Below are 18,369 nucleotides of genomic sequence, written 5' to 3'. Positions count from 1 at the left end.
ATTCTAATTTATAATTTTGATGCTAACGTCTTTTGGTACTTCTTTGGAAAACTGCACCAACTGCGATCTAAGTTTCTCTGCATTTTCCTTTTTCACTGAGTAGAAAGTAACCGTACTTCCCCCACAAATATAATTATCCTGGATGGCAAGCGTTCCAACTTTGGTAAAATAATCAGGCATATGCGCCCAACTATCATACACCAAAGCGATATCAAAATCCTGAGATTTTGAGGTGTTGGAGATGTAATCCTGAAGATTTTTACTGTCAGTAAATTTACCATGCTCATCTTTCCTACGTTTAGCAACCTCGATACTCCCAAGCCCATAAGTGTCCAGCAGATGGATATTATTATAGTAAGTAATTGCCCCAATATCATTGGCTACGATCTTGGAATTCTTATAATACTTGTGAAGGAAATCTGCCAGTTGGATCTGTTGGTCAAAGATATTCTTGGAAGCGAGGTTTTGATTTTTCACCATTGGAATGAAACGTAAACAAAATACGACCAAAAGAAATACGATGATCTCAGTCTTGAGAATGATGTTTCCTGTTTTTTTCTGAAATACGCTATCAGCAAAAGGCGCAATTGCAAATAAAACTATAACCACCAAATACGCCTCATAACGAATGAGCCAACCAAAATTGGCAAACATAAGATGCAATGAAAACCCGAAAAAGACAACCAACGGAATTGCATTTTTGGAGATCTTATCCATCCATAATTTTTGACTTTTCGCTTTAATGAAAATCTGGGCAATCAGAATCAGAACCAATATCAAAACGGAAATTCCCCGAAAACCATTCCCTGCCATTCTGGTAATAAATCCTACGAATCCATGATTTGTATTTCCTTTTAAGATCAGAGAATTTGGAAGAAAGAACGAACCGTGATCTAAAGAGATCCAACCGTAGATCAAAACTGGCGTCATAGCAAACAATCCTAGGGCAATGCTTTGAAAATATTCTTTCTTGATGAAGAAAAGATAAACGCACATGAAAAATATGAAGAACAAACTTTCGTATCTGAAACCTGTTGCCACAATTGCAAGCAAAGCCAGGTTGGAAAAGCCTCTCGGCGTCTGGTGCTCCAAATATTTTTTGAAAGCGAGCAATACCAAAATCATTGTCAAAGTGTGGAAAACATGCTCCATTCCTGTCATGATCATCAGATGCAATGGCATTAATAAAACTATTGAAAAGAGAAAAATGGTATAAGTCAACTTCGAAAATTGCTTCAGATAATTGTGGGAAACCCAAACCAAAAACAACCCAGCCACTGAATTTGCGACCAACGGAATATATTCCCAATTACCAAAAACCTTGATCAGAATCGCTAGCAAAAATGTGAAAAGCGGAGAAGAAGTTGCGGAAGAAAATTCGTATTGTGTAATTCCCCAGACACTGAATTCGGCAAAGTTTTTCGCCATAGACAAGTGAATGTAGGCATCGTCCAATGGATAGATAAATCGTCCGGCAAACACCATTACAACCTGAAGATTATAAAAGACCAGCAGCGCTAAAAGCAAAATTGATAAAAAGAATATCGTTGTTTTTTTCATTATTTGATTTAATTGGTCCAAAGGAAATTCTGATACCTATCTGGCGTGAATCGGCCTGCGTTTCCTTGATAACTAGCGAATACAAAATAGTAAAATATCATAAACGCGACAAAGAACAGGTGCCACATCCGCTTCATATTCAAATTGAGCGACGCAATGATATTCGGTATGATGATACAGGTAAAACTGATGTAAACCCCCACCAGCCTTGTAGAGAACACCGGATTATCCCTAAAGATAAAATACAAACATATCCCCACGACCACAATATTCCTCATGTATTCATAGTACCAGATCTTCTTACTGGCGACCTTGTCATAGGCTATCACAAGCAGGGAATTGAGCACCATCACGCCATCCATGAAGCTGGAAGCCTTGTCCTCATAGCCAATATATCCATTGTAACCATTGGAAACATCCTGAAGATTAAGCCCACTCAAGAAGCCGGAAAATAAGTTATAGACCTGGAATGGCGACAGGATCACACATGTAATGATGGCATAGAAGATCCTATTGGAATTCATAGGCACCAACACAAGCCAATACGCTGGAAGAAAGATGATCGCAGACTTATGAAAACCATAGGCCACGTAAAGGCATAACAAAAACCACCAAAATTTTCTGCTTTTTATAAACTGGTAGGAGACCAGACACATCGTCATACCAAGTGCCTGCCTCATATGTCCACTATCTGCAATGAAGAAACCCGGTATGAAGAACAGCAGGACCGTAAAGATCGGATAAAGTGAATTTTTGTAATAGATATGCAGTTTCACGCCAATTGTGATGATTGCGCTTACAAGCGTAAAGGTTTGAAAGGGGCCGCCAAAAGCGAAGACCCATTTGTTCAGCAAAACGTACATCCACTCGATGTCTATGGCAGATTGGCGGAAAAGCATTCGGTCCACGATCTGTGAATAGTCTACAGTTGGGAAATACAACGAATAGAACGACCTATAAATAGGATAATCGGCGCCCACATTCCCGCGAAGTCCTATGAGAACGATCATAAAGATAGCGATGAACCAAATGGCAAAGGCAGACTTTTTCTCTTCATTGCGATAGACCTCCTGAAAACTAAAAAGAATTAGCAGAACGAATAGTAACGTAAAAGCTGGATGTAAAAAAATCATTTGGTCAAGTTGAAAACGTCTTCTTTATTGTTCAAAAATAGTTCTTATTTGCTACCAATAAAAATTCCCGATCATCTGCATCCCAAATGTCTGAAAAAGACAGAGATAAAATAGGATCTTGAACTGATCAGAATCCACGTCCTTCAACAAGATCAAAAAGTAGGGAACCAAGAACAAGCACGCTCTCGCCGTTTCCCCAGTTCCGTAAGCGCCGGTCAAAAGCATTGCTGACAAAGCCGAAATAGCCGAGAAAAACAGAATGTTCAATTTTTGATCTCCAAAAACCTCTGTCACGGCTTTCTTCGAAAAGAACACGGCTACAAATCCGAAAGAGAGAAAAAGAAGGATCTCACCAATATCCTCAAGCCTGGTCATCAGATAAACAAACGGCTGGTGCAGCAATCGGAAACCATCCGGATTCTCGGAATGTGAAGCTTCTAAGAATGTGTCAAGGTGACCATAGCCTGTGGTCGCATGAATGATAAGGAAACCCAATGCACAAACTACCGCTACCATCAAGCTGAGCCAAACGAAATTCCATTTTCCCTTCAACAGAAAATAGAAACTGAAACAGCCCAGAAATGCAAATAGAAACAAACCAGAAAACGTGATCAGGTTCGTTGATATCAATCCTAAACTGACCAATAGAAAAGCGGTGACATCAATTTTATTTTGATGAAATATCCTCGCAAATCCTAAAAGAAAGATCATCGTGGAAGTCAGCACCAAAGAATCGATGGACACCAAAAGATAAATATTGACCGATGGGATCACTGCAAACAAAAGCAACAGCCATTTTCTCCGAGACTCCTCGAAGCCGAGATAATCCAGGATCTTATAAAATAGAGGGAAAGACAAACATCCGATGGCAAAGAACACGATCGCCAGGGTTTCGATGTTAGAAATATTCAGGATCCAAAAATGCAAGAGTGTCACAAATGGTGGATGTGTTCTGGTATGGAGCTGAAAATGCTCCAGGTTCTTTGTAAAATCACGAAGCCAAATTGCGCCATCTGTAATATGAATTGCGTCTGCATAATATTGTCTTCCTTTCAAATAAAATGGTTGCAGAAAAGCGATATCGAAGTTGCCCTGACTCAGATTGCCTAAAACCACAAGAGCGATGGCAACCAAAAAGAGAAGATAGACATTCAGTTTTTTCGAGTATTGGAAAGCGAAAATCCCGGCGAACAAAAACAGAAAGGCGAACACAAAACCGCTCCACAAAAACTGGTTGGGATAGATCACCGAGATCGGGAAAAGTGGACCTGTTCCCGTAAAACCACCTTGACTTTGGTAATAGAAATTGGCACCGGCAATCGCCACCCAAATAAAGACCGCCACAAAAAAGACGATCCAAGGAAAGTTTTTCAGTGTGGCCCATTGTAATTTTTCCCCCATTCAGGAATGTGTTTTGTTTTTTAGAATGGTCAAAAATATTAATAAAACTTTAGAAAGTCTTTAGTTTTTTATGATTGTCGCACTTTTTATCAAAAGGCTTCGACTCCGCTCAGCCTGACATCCATAAATACTTCGAGAGCCTGTGCATGACAATTGCTTATTGTTTAAAGTTGTCACACTGAGCGGAGTCGAAGTGCCGTGATCTACAGAAAAACTTTCAATCAATGGGCAATCACTGATCTATGACCAAACCCATAGCCCTGATTGCAGTGAAAATCCTTTTTTGCGTGGGCTTCGTGAACCTCAGCCTGACAACGTGATGCAAAAAAGATTGCAACGGAAAGCAGGTTCCCGGCTCCTGATTGAGTTGGAGGGTTTGAGTGTTGGAGCGCTTGTGCGGTTAAACCACTCTTACAAGATCTCGAAGACAAACGTGGTAGAGGTCTCGAACGCGCCACCCTGCGTGGTACCGAAGAGAACCTGTGGTTTTTTCCCGTCTTTGCTCATCAGCAGCATTGGGCGCTCCAGCCTTCCGAATCGTTTCAGGTGTTTTGGCGGCTCGGGTTCCTGGATGTAATGCTTCATCTCGAGGTAGGCGACCTTTGGTTTTGTCCATTGGATGCCATCTTTGGTGGTGAGATGCAGGCCGTACTCGTGGTTGTAGAATCCCATGTCGCGCGCTATCATATGGAATTGGCCATTCTGTTTCCAGATGAAGGCGTCCTCCAGTTGGGCGTTGTTCGGCAGATTGGAGAAATCGATGACGGGATTTTCGGAGACTTTGGTGTAAGGTCCCAGTGGCGAATCTGATTTGGCCAAGCCGTATTTCCGGTTGCCTCGGACGGGGCCTTTTTGGGTTTCGTACTCGTGGGTGTTCCAGGATTTGTAGAACAGCCAATATTGGCCGTCGTTGCCCTTTACGAAAGCAGGATTGGTAGTACAATGGTCGTCCCACGCGCCGTCCTTCCCGGGAAGCAATAGAGGTTGGTCTGGTCTTGCCCAATCGCCGTCGAGGGTTTTGGATGTCGCCAATCCGATTCTTTTGGTGTTGGTTTTCCCATTGGAATTGCCCATAAAGAAGAGTAAATATTGGTCATCTACTTTTTTGATCAATGGATTGTGGCAAGTCGTTGCATCCCAAAAGTCGCCACCTCGTGGTGTGAGAATGACTTGCTTGTGCTGGAATTCGGAGAACGGCGAATCGGCTTCTGCCCGGCAGATCTCGGAGCCGTTGAGCCAGCCGCCCATTCCTTTTTCCTTTTTCCATCGGGAATAGAAAAGGTGGACTTTGCCATCGTCGCCCCAGATCGGGGAACTGCACCAGCTGTAGTAGCCATCGAGGGAAAACCGTCTCCCAACTGGTTTCAATTTGAAGTAAGGCTTCTCAGAAAAATCAAATGCCTTGGTGAATGATGTCCCAAAAACCACGGCTGCAACACCTAAAGCGGAGGTCTGTAAAAAGTCTTTGCGGGTGATGTGTTTTGGTGGCTTCATTGATTTGATTTTCAGCTAAATTAATGGAAATGCTTGCGGGGAGTGTCCTGCGGTTTCGGCTTGGCTTTTTAAAAAGCAGAAATTTAATCTTTTGATTTTAAGATATTTATTCTCAAAAATCATTAAATCAATAAAAAATTAACCCATGAAAAACAATCATATGTTTTAATTCGCTAATTTTAAACTGTTTAACAAATTAAATACACAAACGATGAGTACAAAAAATCAAATCAGCGTTGAAATTACTCAAACCGTGATTGCGGAAGTGACAGAAAAATTACAAGAATGCAGAACGCTACTCGCGCCATTTCTGCAAGGATTGACTTCGGAAGAAAAGGAAACGATCTTCAAAATGGGAGACAAGACTGTAGCCACCGTGCAGAAAGTAAGAGACTACACAGAAATCAATCTGCTATTCAAAGTTTGACCACTAATAAAAACATCACTTCCGGTCTTGACAACACACTGCACTGGCAAAATAGACAACCGTTATCCCTTCCCACTCTAGTTGTGAAGCATCCCAGAGTGTTGATAGCGCTTGCTATAATACCTTTCCGTCTTAAAAACTATCTATAATACTACTTCGGTACTCTATAATAATACTCCGGTAACCTGTAACAATACTCCGGTAACCTGTAATAATAATCTGGCAACCTGTAATAATACTCCGACAACCTGTAACAATACTCGGGTAACCTGTAACAATAGTCGACTACCCTATAATAATACTCGGGTAACCTATAACACTACTTTGACAAAAGCTTAGTACCGTAACCTTCAGTCAAACACCCATCAGTTTACCAAGGCGTAAATTCGTGAATGCTATATCTTTCCAAAGCGGCCCTGTTATGCAATTGGTATAAACCAAGAGTACTTGTCATTTCATTAGCTGGGATAAAGGTATTGTCTGAAGTGCAAAAGGGTGTGTTGTGGGTGTTTTTGGGTGGATTGGGAATTGTGGGTATATTTGAGTAGTTAATAATTGTTATGATGAGTGAGATGTGCTCAAAGTCGGGAGACTTTGCGCAGCGGAGTCTTATCATCCTCTTGTTATGATTTTTCATTGGGAAAAAACATTGCTTATCTAACAAACACTACTTTTTCAGATAGACTTATTATTAATACCCAGCAAAATGAATCAATCCAAAAACATACACAGAATTTTCCTTTTATCGTCGTTATTACTTGTATTTGTCAATTGCTTTTCACAAAAGAATGTAAGTCCTGATCAAGCAATTAATAAAGCGTTAAAAGAGGGCAACATAGATTTTGAAACTTATTTAAAAAAGATTGATTTTCAGAATCTTAGTGAAACTGATACTATTTTAAACAAAGGAACTAAACTAGATGATAAAGCCATCAAATTGTTACATCTGAACTCTCTTGATGAAAGATCTAAAGGGTTTTACTTCTGCCGAAAAATTGATGTTTCAAAAAATTTTTTGTCAATTATTATCTCCTCGAAAAAAATAAATCAAGTAGATTGGTACTTGATAAATTACGACCAATATTTCAACATCATTGATTCATTGCTTGTTTTCAAACGTATTGACAATGTGAATCATCTTTCAAGCAAGATTTCAAATCACAAAGTTTCATCCATGGAAGTTTTCGTAGACCAAGGCCAAGCAATTACACAAGGCTGGGAAACAAAAATCACTGAAAATGGAAAGTTTGAAAAATAATATCTAGTTTCCTAACTCGTATCTCCAATTAATAATAAAACAAAACCCCTCTTGAAGATCATCAAAAGGGGTTTTATATTTTAAGTTTAAAAACTATTACTTCTTAGCAGCAGGTTTCTTTGCCGGTGCTTTCTTCGCAGTGGTTGCTTTTTTGGCCGCTGGCTTTTTCGCTGCAGGTTTCTTTTTCTCAACGAAGGCTTTTGGGTCTTGCGCTGTGATCCATTTTTTCACCTCACCCAGGGAAACGTCTTTTAGTTCGTCTGCTTCGTACTTGGTGTCGTCTTTCTTTTTCGGGATCTTGTGGATGTTCTTGCCGTGTTTCACGATCGGTCCCCATCTCGCATTCTCGATGGAGATCTTTTCGGCTTCCCAATGTTGGATGTATCGGTTGGCCTCTTTCTCCAATTTAGCATCGATGAGTTCATTGATGTCGCTTTGAGATAGATTATCGAAGTTATAGCGTTTCGGAACGTTGATGAAGATACTTTGGTATTTGATAAAAGGTCCGAATCTTCCCGTTCCTTTCGTCACTGGTTCACCTTTGTAGCTTGCGATTGGCGCGTCTGCCACTTTCTTTTCGTTGATGATTTCCTCTGCACGGTTTTGATCCACGGAAAGTGGGTCTTCACCTTTCGGAATGCTGATGTAGGTCTCGCCCCATTTCACATACGGTCCGAATCTTCCAACACCAACAGCAACAGGTTGTCCGTCAACTTCTTTCAAATCGAAAGGCAGTCTGAACACTTCCAAAGCGTCTTCCAAAGTGATGGTTGCGATATTCTGATGCGCCATCAATGAGGCAAAGATTGGCTTCTCCTCGTCATCCTGTTCTCCGATCTGGATCATCGGTCCGAATCTTCCAATTCTTGCGTGAACATTTTTACCGGATTTCGGGTCAACACCCAAGATCCTTTCACCATTCGCACGGTCTGCATTTTCCTCAACGTCTTCAATCCTTGGATGGAATTTGGAATAGAAATCCGTCATCATCTCCTTCCACTTCTGGTCGCCATTTGCAATGTGGTCAAAACTTTCTTCAACTTTCGCCGTGAAACCGTAATCCAGGATCTCAGCAAAATTATTGGTCAGGAAATCATTCACAACCTCACCAATATCGGTTGGGATAAATTTATTCTTATCACCACCGAATTTCTCCTGAAGCACCTCTTTTTTGACACCAGATTTCCCCAATGTCATTTTCACGATCTCTCTCGTTTGTGGCTCAAGTTCTCTCTTATCTACATACTCACGATTCTGAATGGTCTGAATGGTTGGTGCGTAAGTCGATGGACGACCGATGCCTAACTCTTCCAGTTTTTTCACCAAACCAGCTTCCGTAAATCTTGCGGATGGTCTCGTGAATTTTTCTGTCGCGGTAATTTTTTTATAGTCTAAAGCTTCGCCAACGGAAACTTTTGGTAACAATTTTTCGTTGCTTTCGTCATCTTCGTCCTCCGTTTTCACAATGCCGTAAGCCTTAAGGAAACCATCGAAAATAATGACTTCACCTTGCGCTTCGAAGTGTTGTGGCAACTTGGCGTTTCCAATTTCGATCACAGTTTTCTCGATCTTCGCATTCTCCATTTGAGACGCCAAAGTTCGTCTGTAGATTAATTGGTATAATTTGTTCAACTGCGCGTCACCAATGGATTTCAAAGCGAAATCTGTCGGGCGGATCGCCTCGTGAGCTTCCTGTGCAGAAGATGATTTTGTCGTGTAATTTCTTGGCTTGGAATAATTCTCACCGTATTCAGAAACGATCTGTGCTTTTGCACCATTGATGGCTTCCTGAGAAAGATTCACGGAATCCGTTCTCATATAAGTGATAAATCCTTCTTCGTAAAGTCTCTGCGCCAAACGCATCGTGGAAGTTACATTGTATCCAAGTCTGGAAGAAGCTTCCTGTTGCAAAGTAGAAGTCGTGAACGGTGCAGAGGCTGTTCTAGTTCCTGGTTTGGTCTCTACATTCAGAACTTTGAAGTCTGTGGTCTTGGCTAAGTTCAGGAAGTTCTCTGCATCAGATTCTTTCTCGAAATCTTTTTTCAATTTCGCCAAGATCTCCTGCTGCGCATTATTAAGGAAAATCCCTTCTAATTTGAAACTCGGTTTCGGTGTGAACTCACGGATCTCTTTTTCTCTTTCAACCACCAATCTTACAGCAACGGATTGTACACGTCCTGCAGAAAGTCCAGTTTTCACTTTTTTCCAAAGAACTGGTGACATTTCGAAACCAACGATCCTATCCAGAACTCGTCTTGCTTGTTGTGCGTTAACCAAATTCTGGTCGATATCTCTTGGATTATCGATGGCTTTCAAGATCGCATTTTTGGTGATCTCGTGGAAAACGATCCTTTTTCTATTTTCGGGTTTTAATTTTAATTCGTCCGCCAAATGCCAGGCAATCGCTTCTCCTTCGCGGTCCTCATCGGAAGCCAGCCAAACCATATCGGCTTTTTTCACAGAGGCTTTCAATTCTGCCACCAACTTCTTCTTGTCAGCAGACACTTCATAGTCGGGCGTGAAATTCGACAAGTCGATTCCCATTCCCTTTTTAGGCAGATCGCGGATGTGTCCGAAGCTGGATTTGACCTCGAAATCTGAACCTAAATATTTCTGAATTGTTTTTGCTTTTGCCGGAGATTCGACAATCACTAAGTTTTTTGGCATCCTGAAAAATTTTTGCAAAAGTAGGCGTTTTTTTGTAATTAATCATTTTAACAATTATTTCTCCTGTCTATACCTTATATATATTATTGATTTTCCACAAAAATTAGTCTAGTTTTGACTTTCAAAATCTTAACTTTTTTATTAAATTCGCAGACTCAAATTTATAAGAATTTCGATTTTAGTCCTTGAAAATGAATAAGTTCTAAAACACAAAAACCCTAACCATTTCTTAGCTGTAGAAATACAGCGGAACCAAATTCAAAGTGCATCGTTTTTTCATCTATTTATATTATCTGATTTCCAAAAATCGATTTATTTCCGTCGCTGTGGCTTTGGGAATTGCTGTTTTGTGTTTGTTCTTGGCTTCGAAGATCAACTTTGAAGAAGACATCAATCAAATCATCCCGAAAAACGAAAAGTCTGACTTAACAGCGAAAGTTCTGAAACAACTTAATTTTTCAGATAAAATCATTGTCATTATCGAAAAGAAATCGAAGGACGATAATTTCCAACTATCAGAGACAGCTGACCAATTTTTAGAAAAAACAAAACCTTTACAGAAATATATAGGCTCGATTCAGGGAAAAGTGAATGACAACGAGATTTCAGAAACGTTTGATTTTGTCAATCAGAATTTGCCTTTATTTTTAGACGACAACGATTATCAGGAAATTGAAAGAAAGCTCAACAAAGACAGCATCGCCAAACAGGTTGAGAGCAATTACGTTTCTTTGGTTTCCCCAACGAGTTTGGTGACGAAAGAATTCATAAAAAAAGATCCGCTGGGAATTACTTTTCTTGGAATCAAAAAACTGAACGCATTAAACATCAGTAAAGATTTCAAGCTCGAAGACAATTACGTCGTAACCAAAGACGGAAAAAACCTGCTGCTCTTCATCGAACCGAAAAACAAAAGCAACGACACCAAAAATAACGAGGTTTTCGTCAATCAACTTAATGAAATTAAAGATAATCTCAACAAAGAATTTAACGGAAAAACTGAGCTGAGTTATTTTGGTTCGCCGGTAATTGCTGTTGCGAATGCGCAACAAATCAAGAAAGATATTCAGAATACGGTTATTATTTCGATGACTGTGCTAATGATTTTGTTGATTTATTATTTTAGAAGTTTTTTCACACCCATCGTTATTTTTCTTCCGACTTTATTTTCGGTATTGCTCGCGTTGATGGTTTTGTATTTTATTAAAGATAAAATTTCAGCCATTTCATTAAGCGTCGGAGCCATTTTAATTGGAATTACAATTGATTATGCACTCCACATTCTCACGCATTATAAGCACAACAACAATATTGAAGAACTTTACAAAGAAATTACCCAGCCGATTATTCTGAGCAGTGCAACTACGGCGGTTTCATTTTTATGTTTGGTTTTTGTACGCTCGGAAGCTTTGAAAGATTTGGGACTTTTTGCCTCGATTACAGTTCTGTTTTCGTCGGTTTTGGCATTGATTATTGTTCCGCAATTGTATCATCCGAAAGAAAAATCAGGTGAACTGAATACCAATTTCATCGATAAAATCGGGCATTATCCTTATGAGAAAAACAAACCTTTGATTATTGGTTGTTCGCTTGTAATTATCGCCTGTCTGTTTGGTTTCAGGCACGTTGGTTTTAATGATGATATTGGCGACCTGAATTACATTCCGAAAGATTTAAAAATAAGTGAGGCAAAACTTGAAAAATTGTCTGACATCACTTCAAAATCTATTTACACCATTTCTTACGGAAATTCTGAGGAAGAAGCTTTGGCAAGAAACTCAGACTTGAGCAAGTTTTTGGAGACAGAAAAAAAAGAAGGTAAAATCTTAAGTTACAATTCGCTTGGGAACGTTGTTCTCTCTGAAAAGGATCAACAGAAAAAAGTAGAAATCTGGCAAAAATTCTGGAACGAAAACAAGAAAAATGAAACTGTTTCGGAACTCGTTAGCAACGGAAATAAATTTGGTTTTAACTCTTCAGCATTCAATCAGTTTAATGAAAATTTAAATAAAAACTATTCTACATTAAGTTTAAAAGATTACGAAAAAATAAAAGCCCTTCAAATCTCAGAATTTCTCAGTCAGGAAAATGGTTTTTACACCGTTTCGAATGTCGTAAAAGTGGACGAAAAGAAAAGAGATGCTTTCATCAAAGACGTTGAAAAGAAACACGACGCCATCGCCATCGACCGCCAACAAATGAACGAGAACTTTTTGGGATTGCTGAAAAGAGATTTCAACACCTTGATTAATTATTCGCTTTTGGCCATTGTTTTAACGATTATCGTTTTCTTCAGAAATTTTGAATTGACCCTTCTCACCATGTTTCCGATTGTTCTCACGGGCGTTGTGACAGCGGGAATTTTATTTCTTTTAGGATTAGAACTGAATATTTTCAGCACCGTTGTTTGCACATTGGTTTTCGGCGTTGGAGATGATTTCAGTATTTTTCTCACAAAGGCAATGCAGAAAGAACATACGACAGGAAAAAATGAACTTCCGACGTACAGAATTTCAATTATTCTGGCAGTTTTCACGACGATTCTGTCCATCGGTTCTTTGATTTTTGCAAAACACCCGGCGTTGCATTCATTAGCTTTGGTAGCACTAATTGGAATGCTGTCTGTGATTATCATTACCTCAACTTTATATCCGTTTTGGTTTAGATTTTTAATAATTAACCGAACCAAAAAAGGACTTTCGCCAATTACCTTCAGACTGTTTTTACATTCTGTGATTCTGTTTATTTATTATGGTTTGGGCGGATTGATGTTCTCTGCGCTTGGAAGTGTTTTCGTAAAAAACGCGAAAGGAAAAACTTTGGATATTATCAAATTGATTTTGGCCAAGTTTATGAAATCTGTGCTTTACGGAAATCCATTTGTGAAGAAAAAGGTCATTACCAATCCGAACGAAGATTTTAGCAAACCAGCTATTATCATTGCAAATCACACGTCGTTCCTCGATACTTTGGCGATTGGAATGACGACGCACAAAATAGTTTATCTTGTGAACGATTGGGTCTATGATTCGCCTATTTTTGGAAAACTCGTGAAAGCGTTGGGCTTTTTCCCGGTTTCTCAAGGCATCGAAAACGGAAAAGAAAAATTGAAAGAAAAAATTGACCAAGGTTATTCGCTTGTCGTTTTTCCAGAAGCTGAAAGGTCATACACAAATGATGTTAAGCGTTTTCATAAAGGTGCTTTTTATCTTGCTGAGGAATTTAGTTTAGACATTTTACCACTTTACATTCACGGGAATTCTGAAGTTTTACCGAAAGGTGATTTCATTATTTATGATGGAAGTATTACGGTGAAAGTTGGTGACAGAATCAGCAAAGATGATTTGAGTTTTGGAACAACTTACAAAGAACGCGCGAAAAACATCAATTCAAACTTCCGAAATGAATTTACTAAACTGAGAAACGAAATCGAGGATGAGAATTACTTCAAAAAGAAACTATTCCTAAGCTTTCTCTACAAAGAAACCGAAGTTGTAAAAGCGGTCAAAGACGATTTCAATAAAAACAAATCGGTTTATTTTGAATTAAATAAATACATCGCAAAAGATGCAACCATTCTTCATATTGCTGATGATTATGGACAGAAAGATTTCCTTCTGACCATTCAGCAAGCTGGTAGAAAGATATTTAGTTTCATTAAAAATAAGGAGAAACGGGAAGTTGCGGAACAAAATTACTTAGTCAAAAGAAGAAAACTCAATTACATCGAAAACCTTTCTGACATTTATAAAACCATTGATGTTCTCCTCATCTCTGACCAGAACTTTGACCTTTCCGAAATCACGGATTTACCGGAAACCATCATTTTCCTCAATACAGAAAACAAACTTTCTGGCAATCTCAATTTTAACTTAGAGCACAATTCAGAATCAATTAAAGTATTAAGACGCAAATAATAAATTTGAAAATCTTATTTTTGTTTTTATATTAAATTCTGATGCAGAAAAACATACTTGTCATTTATTATTCGCAGACGGGACAACTGGAAGATATTGTAAAAAATGTCGCCAAACCGTTTGAAAATAATGAACAATACAAAGTCACCTATTACAATATCAAACTGAAAAAAGACTTCCCTTTTCCCTGGCCAAGCGACTTTTTTTTCAACACTTTCCCCGAATCTTACCTTCAAATCCCAAGCGAAATCTATCCACCTTCCGATGAAGTTTTGAACACCAAATTCGATTTGATTCTATTTGGCTACCAGGTTTGGTACCTTACGCCATCAATTCCAGTTATTTCATTTTTGAAAAGTGGATTTGCTGAGAATATTTTGAAAGATACGCCCATCGTGACCATCTCCGGAACCCGAAATATGTGGATGCTTTCTCAGGAAAAACTAAAAGTCTATCTGAAAAGAATGAACGCCAAATTGGTTGGAAACATTGCATTGGTAGACAGGCACGACAATTACACCAGTGTTTTGACCATTCTGAAATGGCTGACAACCGGAAAAAAAGAAGCTTCCGGAATGTTGCCTGCAGCTGGCGTTTCCGACGAAGAAATCAATGGAGCAGGGAAATATGGCCAAATCATCAAAACTTATTTGGACAAAGGCGATTTTGCCAATCTGCAGCCCGATTTAGTAAAAAATGGTGCGGTAGAAATCCGTCCTTTTCTTGTTCGAATGGAAAAAGTGGGAAACAAAATTTTCACCATTTGGAGCAAATTGATTATCAATAAAAAAGAAAAACGACCTTTGCTGATAAAATTCTTTAAGGTATATTTGATGACAGCAATCTGGGTAGTCTCACCAATAGTTTTGGTATTCCATTTGCTGTTGACGCCTATTTTGTGGTTCAAAAGAAAGAAACAAAGAGAATATTTACAAGGAATAAATTTAAAATAAAAGATGAGCAACGTATACATCACAAAATCATCCACATACTTACCCAACGACCCAGTTTCCAATGACGAAATGGAAACACACCTGGGATTGGTCAACAACACACATTCCAAAGCAAGAGCTTTGATTTTGAGAAACAATCAAATCAAAACGAGATATTACGCTTTAGACAAAAACGGACAGCCTACGCACACCAATGCGCAAATTACAGCAGCGGCAATCAACGGACTTTTTGATGAGAATTTCAAAAAAGAAGATATGGAATTGTTGTCCTGCGGAACCACTTCTGCGGACCAAATCCAGCCTTCGCACGCATCAATGGTTCACGGCGAATTAAACATCAATAAATCTGTTGAGGTCAACACCGCGATGGGACTTTGTAACTCCGGAATGAATGCTTTGAATTACGGTTTTCTTTCTGTAAAAGCTGGCGTCAAGGAAAATGCAGTTTGTGTAGGTTCGGAAAGATTTTCTTCTTGGATGACTGCGGACAAATTTGACCACGAAGCAGAAAACCTGAAACTTTTGGAAGAAAGACCAATCGTTGCGTTCAAAAGAGAATTCCTGAGATGGATGTTATCCGACGGCGCAGGTGCTTTCTTATTGGAAAATAAACCAAGAGAAAATGCAACTTCTCTAAGAATCGAATGGATTGATTTCTATTCTTACGCACATCAAATCGAAGCTTGTATGTACTCCGGTTGCGAAAAGCAGGAAGACGGAAGCCTTAAATCTTGGGCAGATTATCCATCTGACGAATGGTTGAAACAATCAATTTTCGCTTTGAAGCAAGACACAAAAATCCTTGACAAATATATTTTGGTAAAAGGTGCAGAAAGTTTGAGAGCATCTTTTGACAAACACCAGTTGGACCCAGAATCTGTGGACCACGTTTTGGCACACATCTCTTCCGGCTATTTCAAAGATGGATTGAAGGAAGAATTTGCCAATGTCGGTTTGGATTTTCCTTGGGAAAAATGGTTCTACAATCTTTCCGAAGTCGGAAATATCGGCGCTGGTTCTATCTTCATCGCTGTTGAACAATTGATGAATTCTGGAAAATTGAAGAAAGGTGAAAAAATTCTTCTCTGCGTTCCGGAAAGTGGAAGATTCGCCTATTCTTGTGCCTTATTGACGGTTTGCTAATGGAAACCAACTTACCAAATTCCGACAGAGATTTTGTAGAAAGTCTGATTCCACAAAGGTTTCCTTTCGTAATGGTTGACGAAGTTTCCGACTATTCCGAGAACCACGTGGTTTCTGGATTTACCATTAAGGAAGATAATATTTTTGTGAGCGAAGGCATTTTCCAAGCTTCTGGATTGATAGAACATCAGGCTCAGACTGTCGCTTTGCACACAGGCTACAAATATTTTCTCTTAGGTAAAGAATCTCCGACTGGTTACATCGGCGCTATCAAATCTGTTGAAGTTGAAAACTTACCAAAAGTAGGCGACCAATTGATTTCCGAAGCGACAATTCTGAACGAAATGATGGGCGTCACTTTGGTTGAAATCGTTACGAAAATCAATGAGACGGTAATTGCAAAATCGCAGATGAAAACCGTTGTGAAATAATAAAAAAAATAAACTTCGAAAGTCACAAAAGGAAAATCAAAAACTGCTTTTGTGACTTTTGCGGTTAAAATAAAATATGGAACTGAAGGCCGAAAACTTAATCAACATCCACAATTTTCTTCCCCATCGCAAACCAATGCTGATGGCGGATTATATTTTGGAGTTGACACCGGAAACCGTCATCACTTCTTTCGACATCAAACCCGATAATATTTTTGTTTTTAATAATGAGTTTGTCGAAGCTGGATTGATTGAAAATGCGGCGCAAACCTGCTCGTCAATACTGGGGCAAAATTTTTACAAGGGACCGGATGTGGAAACCAAAGTCATCGGTTTCATTACCAATATCAAAAAAATAGAAATTTTTGCATTGCCAAAAGTTGGTGACCAGATTATTTCCAAAGCTTCTTTGATTTCTCAGTACGAGAACATTTGCAACATTTTCTGCGAGACTTTCATTAATGATAAATTATTAATTAGAGCAGAAATCAATTTGTTTATTCAGGAATTGAAAAACTAAAAATCAATGAAAAAACAAGACATTCCACAGGACGAAAGTAATTTGCAGTCAGCAAATATGACCGAAATGTTGTACGTGACTGATGAAAATAACAATTACACCACCGCGCAAAGCATCGGCTGGGAAGCCAAAAAAGCGGCTCTTGACGAATCGATGGAACTCATCAATGAAAGAATTGAAGAAGCTAAGCAAAACGTTGCTAACAATATTGTAAGTCCCATCATCTATTTTATGGAATTCAATAAAATGGATTTGCAGGTTCTTGCAGCTTATGTGGATAAATGGCAATGGACGGTGAAACGACACACAAAACCGAATATTTTCAAAAAACTAAGCAATTCTACCCTGAAAAAATACGCCGATGCATTCGGAATTTCGGTAGATGAATTGAAAAATTTTGACGGGAAATAATGAAATAAATAACCCCTTGAGAGTTTTGAACCCTGAAGTGGTTTTAAAGAAACAATGAATGAAAATAAATTTTGAACACCATCAGACAGCGCATTGCGAAAACGGTGTTGCTTCCAATTTACTTCTCAACAAAGGTTTGAAACTAAGTGAACCAATGATTTTCGGAATCGGTTCCGGATTGTTTTTTGTGTATTTGCCTTTCTTAAAAGTGAATTTTGCACCAGGTTTTAGTTATCGTCCAATGCCAGGTTCGATTTTTACCAAAGCGGCAAAACGATTGGGAATTAAAATCAAAAGACAAAAATTCTCAAATCCAGACGAAGCTCAAAAGGCATTAGAGAAAAATTTAGAACAAAATATCCCGACAGGTTTACAAGTTGGGGTTTTCAACCTTACCTATTTCCCTGAAGAATATAAATTCCATTTCAATGCACACAACTTGGTGGTTTACGGAAAAGAAGACGGAAAATTCCTTGTCAGCGACCCTGTGATGGATTTTGCAACAACCTTGACCGAAGCAGAACTTGAGAAAGTTCGTTACGCTAAAGGTGCACTTGCTCCGAAAGGTCATATGTATTTCCCGACACACATTCCGGAAAACGTAAATCTGGAAGAAGCCATCACAAAAGGAATAAAAGACACGTGCAAAAATATGCTGGCTCCAGTTCCATTAATTGGCGTAAAAGCAATGCGTTGGGTCGCGAAAAGCATCCCGAAATGGGCTGAGAAAAAAGGAACAAAAGTAACCAATCATTATCTCGGACAACTCATCAGAATGCAGGAGGAAATTGGAACCGGCGGTGGCGGATTCAGATTTATTTATGGTGCTTTTTTACAGGAAGCCGCTGTGATTCTTAAAAATGATGAGTTGAAAGAATTATCTAAAGAAATAACTGCCATCGGCGACCTTTGGAGAGATTTTGCTGTGGATATTGCAAGAGTTTACAAAAACAGAAATTCGAAAAGTGATATTTACAATCAGCTTTCAAAATCGATGCTGCATATTGCAGATTTGGAGGAAGCTTTTTATAAGAAATTGAGAAAAGCGATATAG

At 38.9% G+C, this 18,369-nt stretch carries 14 protein-coding genes; 9 read left to right on the top strand and 5 right to left on the bottom strand.

Annotation, left to right across the window (positions count from 1 at the left end; genetic code table 11):
• Positions 1-3 precede the first annotated feature (3 nt).
• The 4 genes from AXA65_RS06115 to AXA65_RS06100 all read right to left on the bottom strand — a co-directional run bounded on the left by AXA65_RS06115 (position 4) and on the right by AXA65_RS06100 (position 5,588).
• Positions 4-1,560, bottom strand: coding sequence for a hypothetical protein (locus AXA65_RS06115; protein WP_063969240.1), 1,557 nt, complete (start codon positions 1,558-1,560; stop codon positions 4-6).
• An 8-nt stretch (positions 1,561-1,568) separates the two neighbouring features.
• Complete coding sequence (locus AXA65_RS06110; RefSeq protein WP_063969239.1) at positions 1,569-2,693, bottom strand: EpsG family protein; 1,125 nt, start codon at positions 2,691-2,693, stop codon at positions 1,569-1,571.
• Positions 2,694-2,744: 51 nt separating this feature from the next.
• Complete coding sequence (locus AXA65_RS06105; protein WP_086048090.1) at positions 2,745-4,094, bottom strand: hypothetical protein; 1,350 nt, start codon at positions 4,092-4,094, stop codon at positions 2,745-2,747.
• Between the two features lie 411 nt (positions 4,095-4,505).
• On the bottom strand, positions 4,506-5,588 hold the full coding sequence (locus AXA65_RS06100; protein WP_063969238.1) for a glycoside hydrolase family protein: 1,083 nt from the start codon (positions 5,586-5,588) through the stop codon (positions 4,506-4,508).
• 211 nt (positions 5,589-5,799) lie between these two features.
• Between AXA65_RS06100 and AXA65_RS06095 the strand changes: the two genes are divergently transcribed.
• Positions 5,800-6,015, top strand: coding sequence for a hypothetical protein (locus tag AXA65_RS06095; protein ID WP_063969237.1), 216 nt, complete (start codon positions 5,800-5,802; stop codon positions 6,013-6,015).
• Positions 6,016-6,721: 706 nt separating this feature from the next.
• On the top strand, positions 6,722-7,273 hold the full coding sequence (locus AXA65_RS06090) for a hypothetical protein (RefSeq protein ID WP_063969236.1): 552 nt from the start codon (positions 6,722-6,724) through the stop codon (positions 7,271-7,273).
• A 96-nt stretch (positions 7,274-7,369) separates the two neighbouring features.
• Here the strand turns inward: AXA65_RS06090 and topA are convergent, their stop codons facing one another.
• Positions 7,370-9,940, bottom strand: a complete 2,571-nt coding sequence (topA, locus tag AXA65_RS06085; RefSeq protein ID WP_063969235.1) for a type I DNA topoisomerase — start codon at positions 9,938-9,940, stop codon at positions 7,370-7,372.
• 263 nt (positions 9,941-10,203) lie between these two features.
• Here topA and AXA65_RS06080 point away from each other — a divergent pair, with 263 nt between their 5' ends.
• From AXA65_RS06080 to AXA65_RS06050, 7 genes are all read left to right on the top strand, one after another.
• Entirely contained in the window at positions 10,204-13,857 is a 3,654-nt protein-coding gene (locus tag AXA65_RS06080; RefSeq protein ID WP_063969234.1) for an MMPL family transporter, read from the top strand.
• 41 nt (positions 13,858-13,898) lie between these two features.
• Entirely contained in the window at positions 13,899-14,810 is a 912-nt protein-coding gene (locus tag AXA65_RS06075; RefSeq protein WP_063969233.1) for a hypothetical protein, read from the top strand.
• A gap of 3 nt (positions 14,811-14,813) precedes the next feature.
• Positions 14,814-15,953, top strand: coding sequence for a beta-ketoacyl-ACP synthase III (locus AXA65_RS06070; RefSeq protein WP_063969232.1), 1,140 nt, complete (start codon positions 14,814-14,816; stop codon positions 15,951-15,953).
• Positions 15,953-16,384, top strand: coding sequence for a hypothetical protein (locus AXA65_RS06065; RefSeq protein WP_063969231.1), 432 nt, complete (start codon positions 15,953-15,955; stop codon positions 16,382-16,384). The genes AXA65_RS06070 and AXA65_RS06065 overlap by 1 nt, the downstream gene beginning before the upstream one ends.
• Before the next feature lie 76 nt (positions 16,385-16,460).
• Positions 16,461-16,904, top strand: a complete 444-nt coding sequence (locus AXA65_RS06060) for a hypothetical protein (protein ID WP_063969230.1) — start codon at positions 16,461-16,463, stop codon at positions 16,902-16,904.
• Between the two features lie 6 nt (positions 16,905-16,910).
• Positions 16,911-17,315, top strand: coding sequence for a hypothetical protein (locus AXA65_RS06055; protein WP_063969229.1), 405 nt, complete (start codon positions 16,911-16,913; stop codon positions 17,313-17,315).
• Between the two features lie 58 nt (positions 17,316-17,373).
• Positions 17,374-18,369: a BtrH N-terminal domain-containing protein gene (locus AXA65_RS06050; protein WP_063969228.1), complete on the top strand. Its 996-nt coding sequence runs from the start codon at positions 17,374-17,376 to the stop codon at positions 18,367-18,369.

Origin of the sequence: Chryseobacterium sp. FP211-J200 (assembly GCF_001643375.1) — a bacterium.
Lineage (GTDB): Bacteria > Bacteroidota > Bacteroidia > Flavobacteriales > Weeksellaceae > Epilithonimonas > Epilithonimonas ginsengisoli.
The sequence above is the reverse complement of the archived record's forward strand: the minus strand, read 5'-3'. Positions and strand labels throughout refer to the sequence as shown.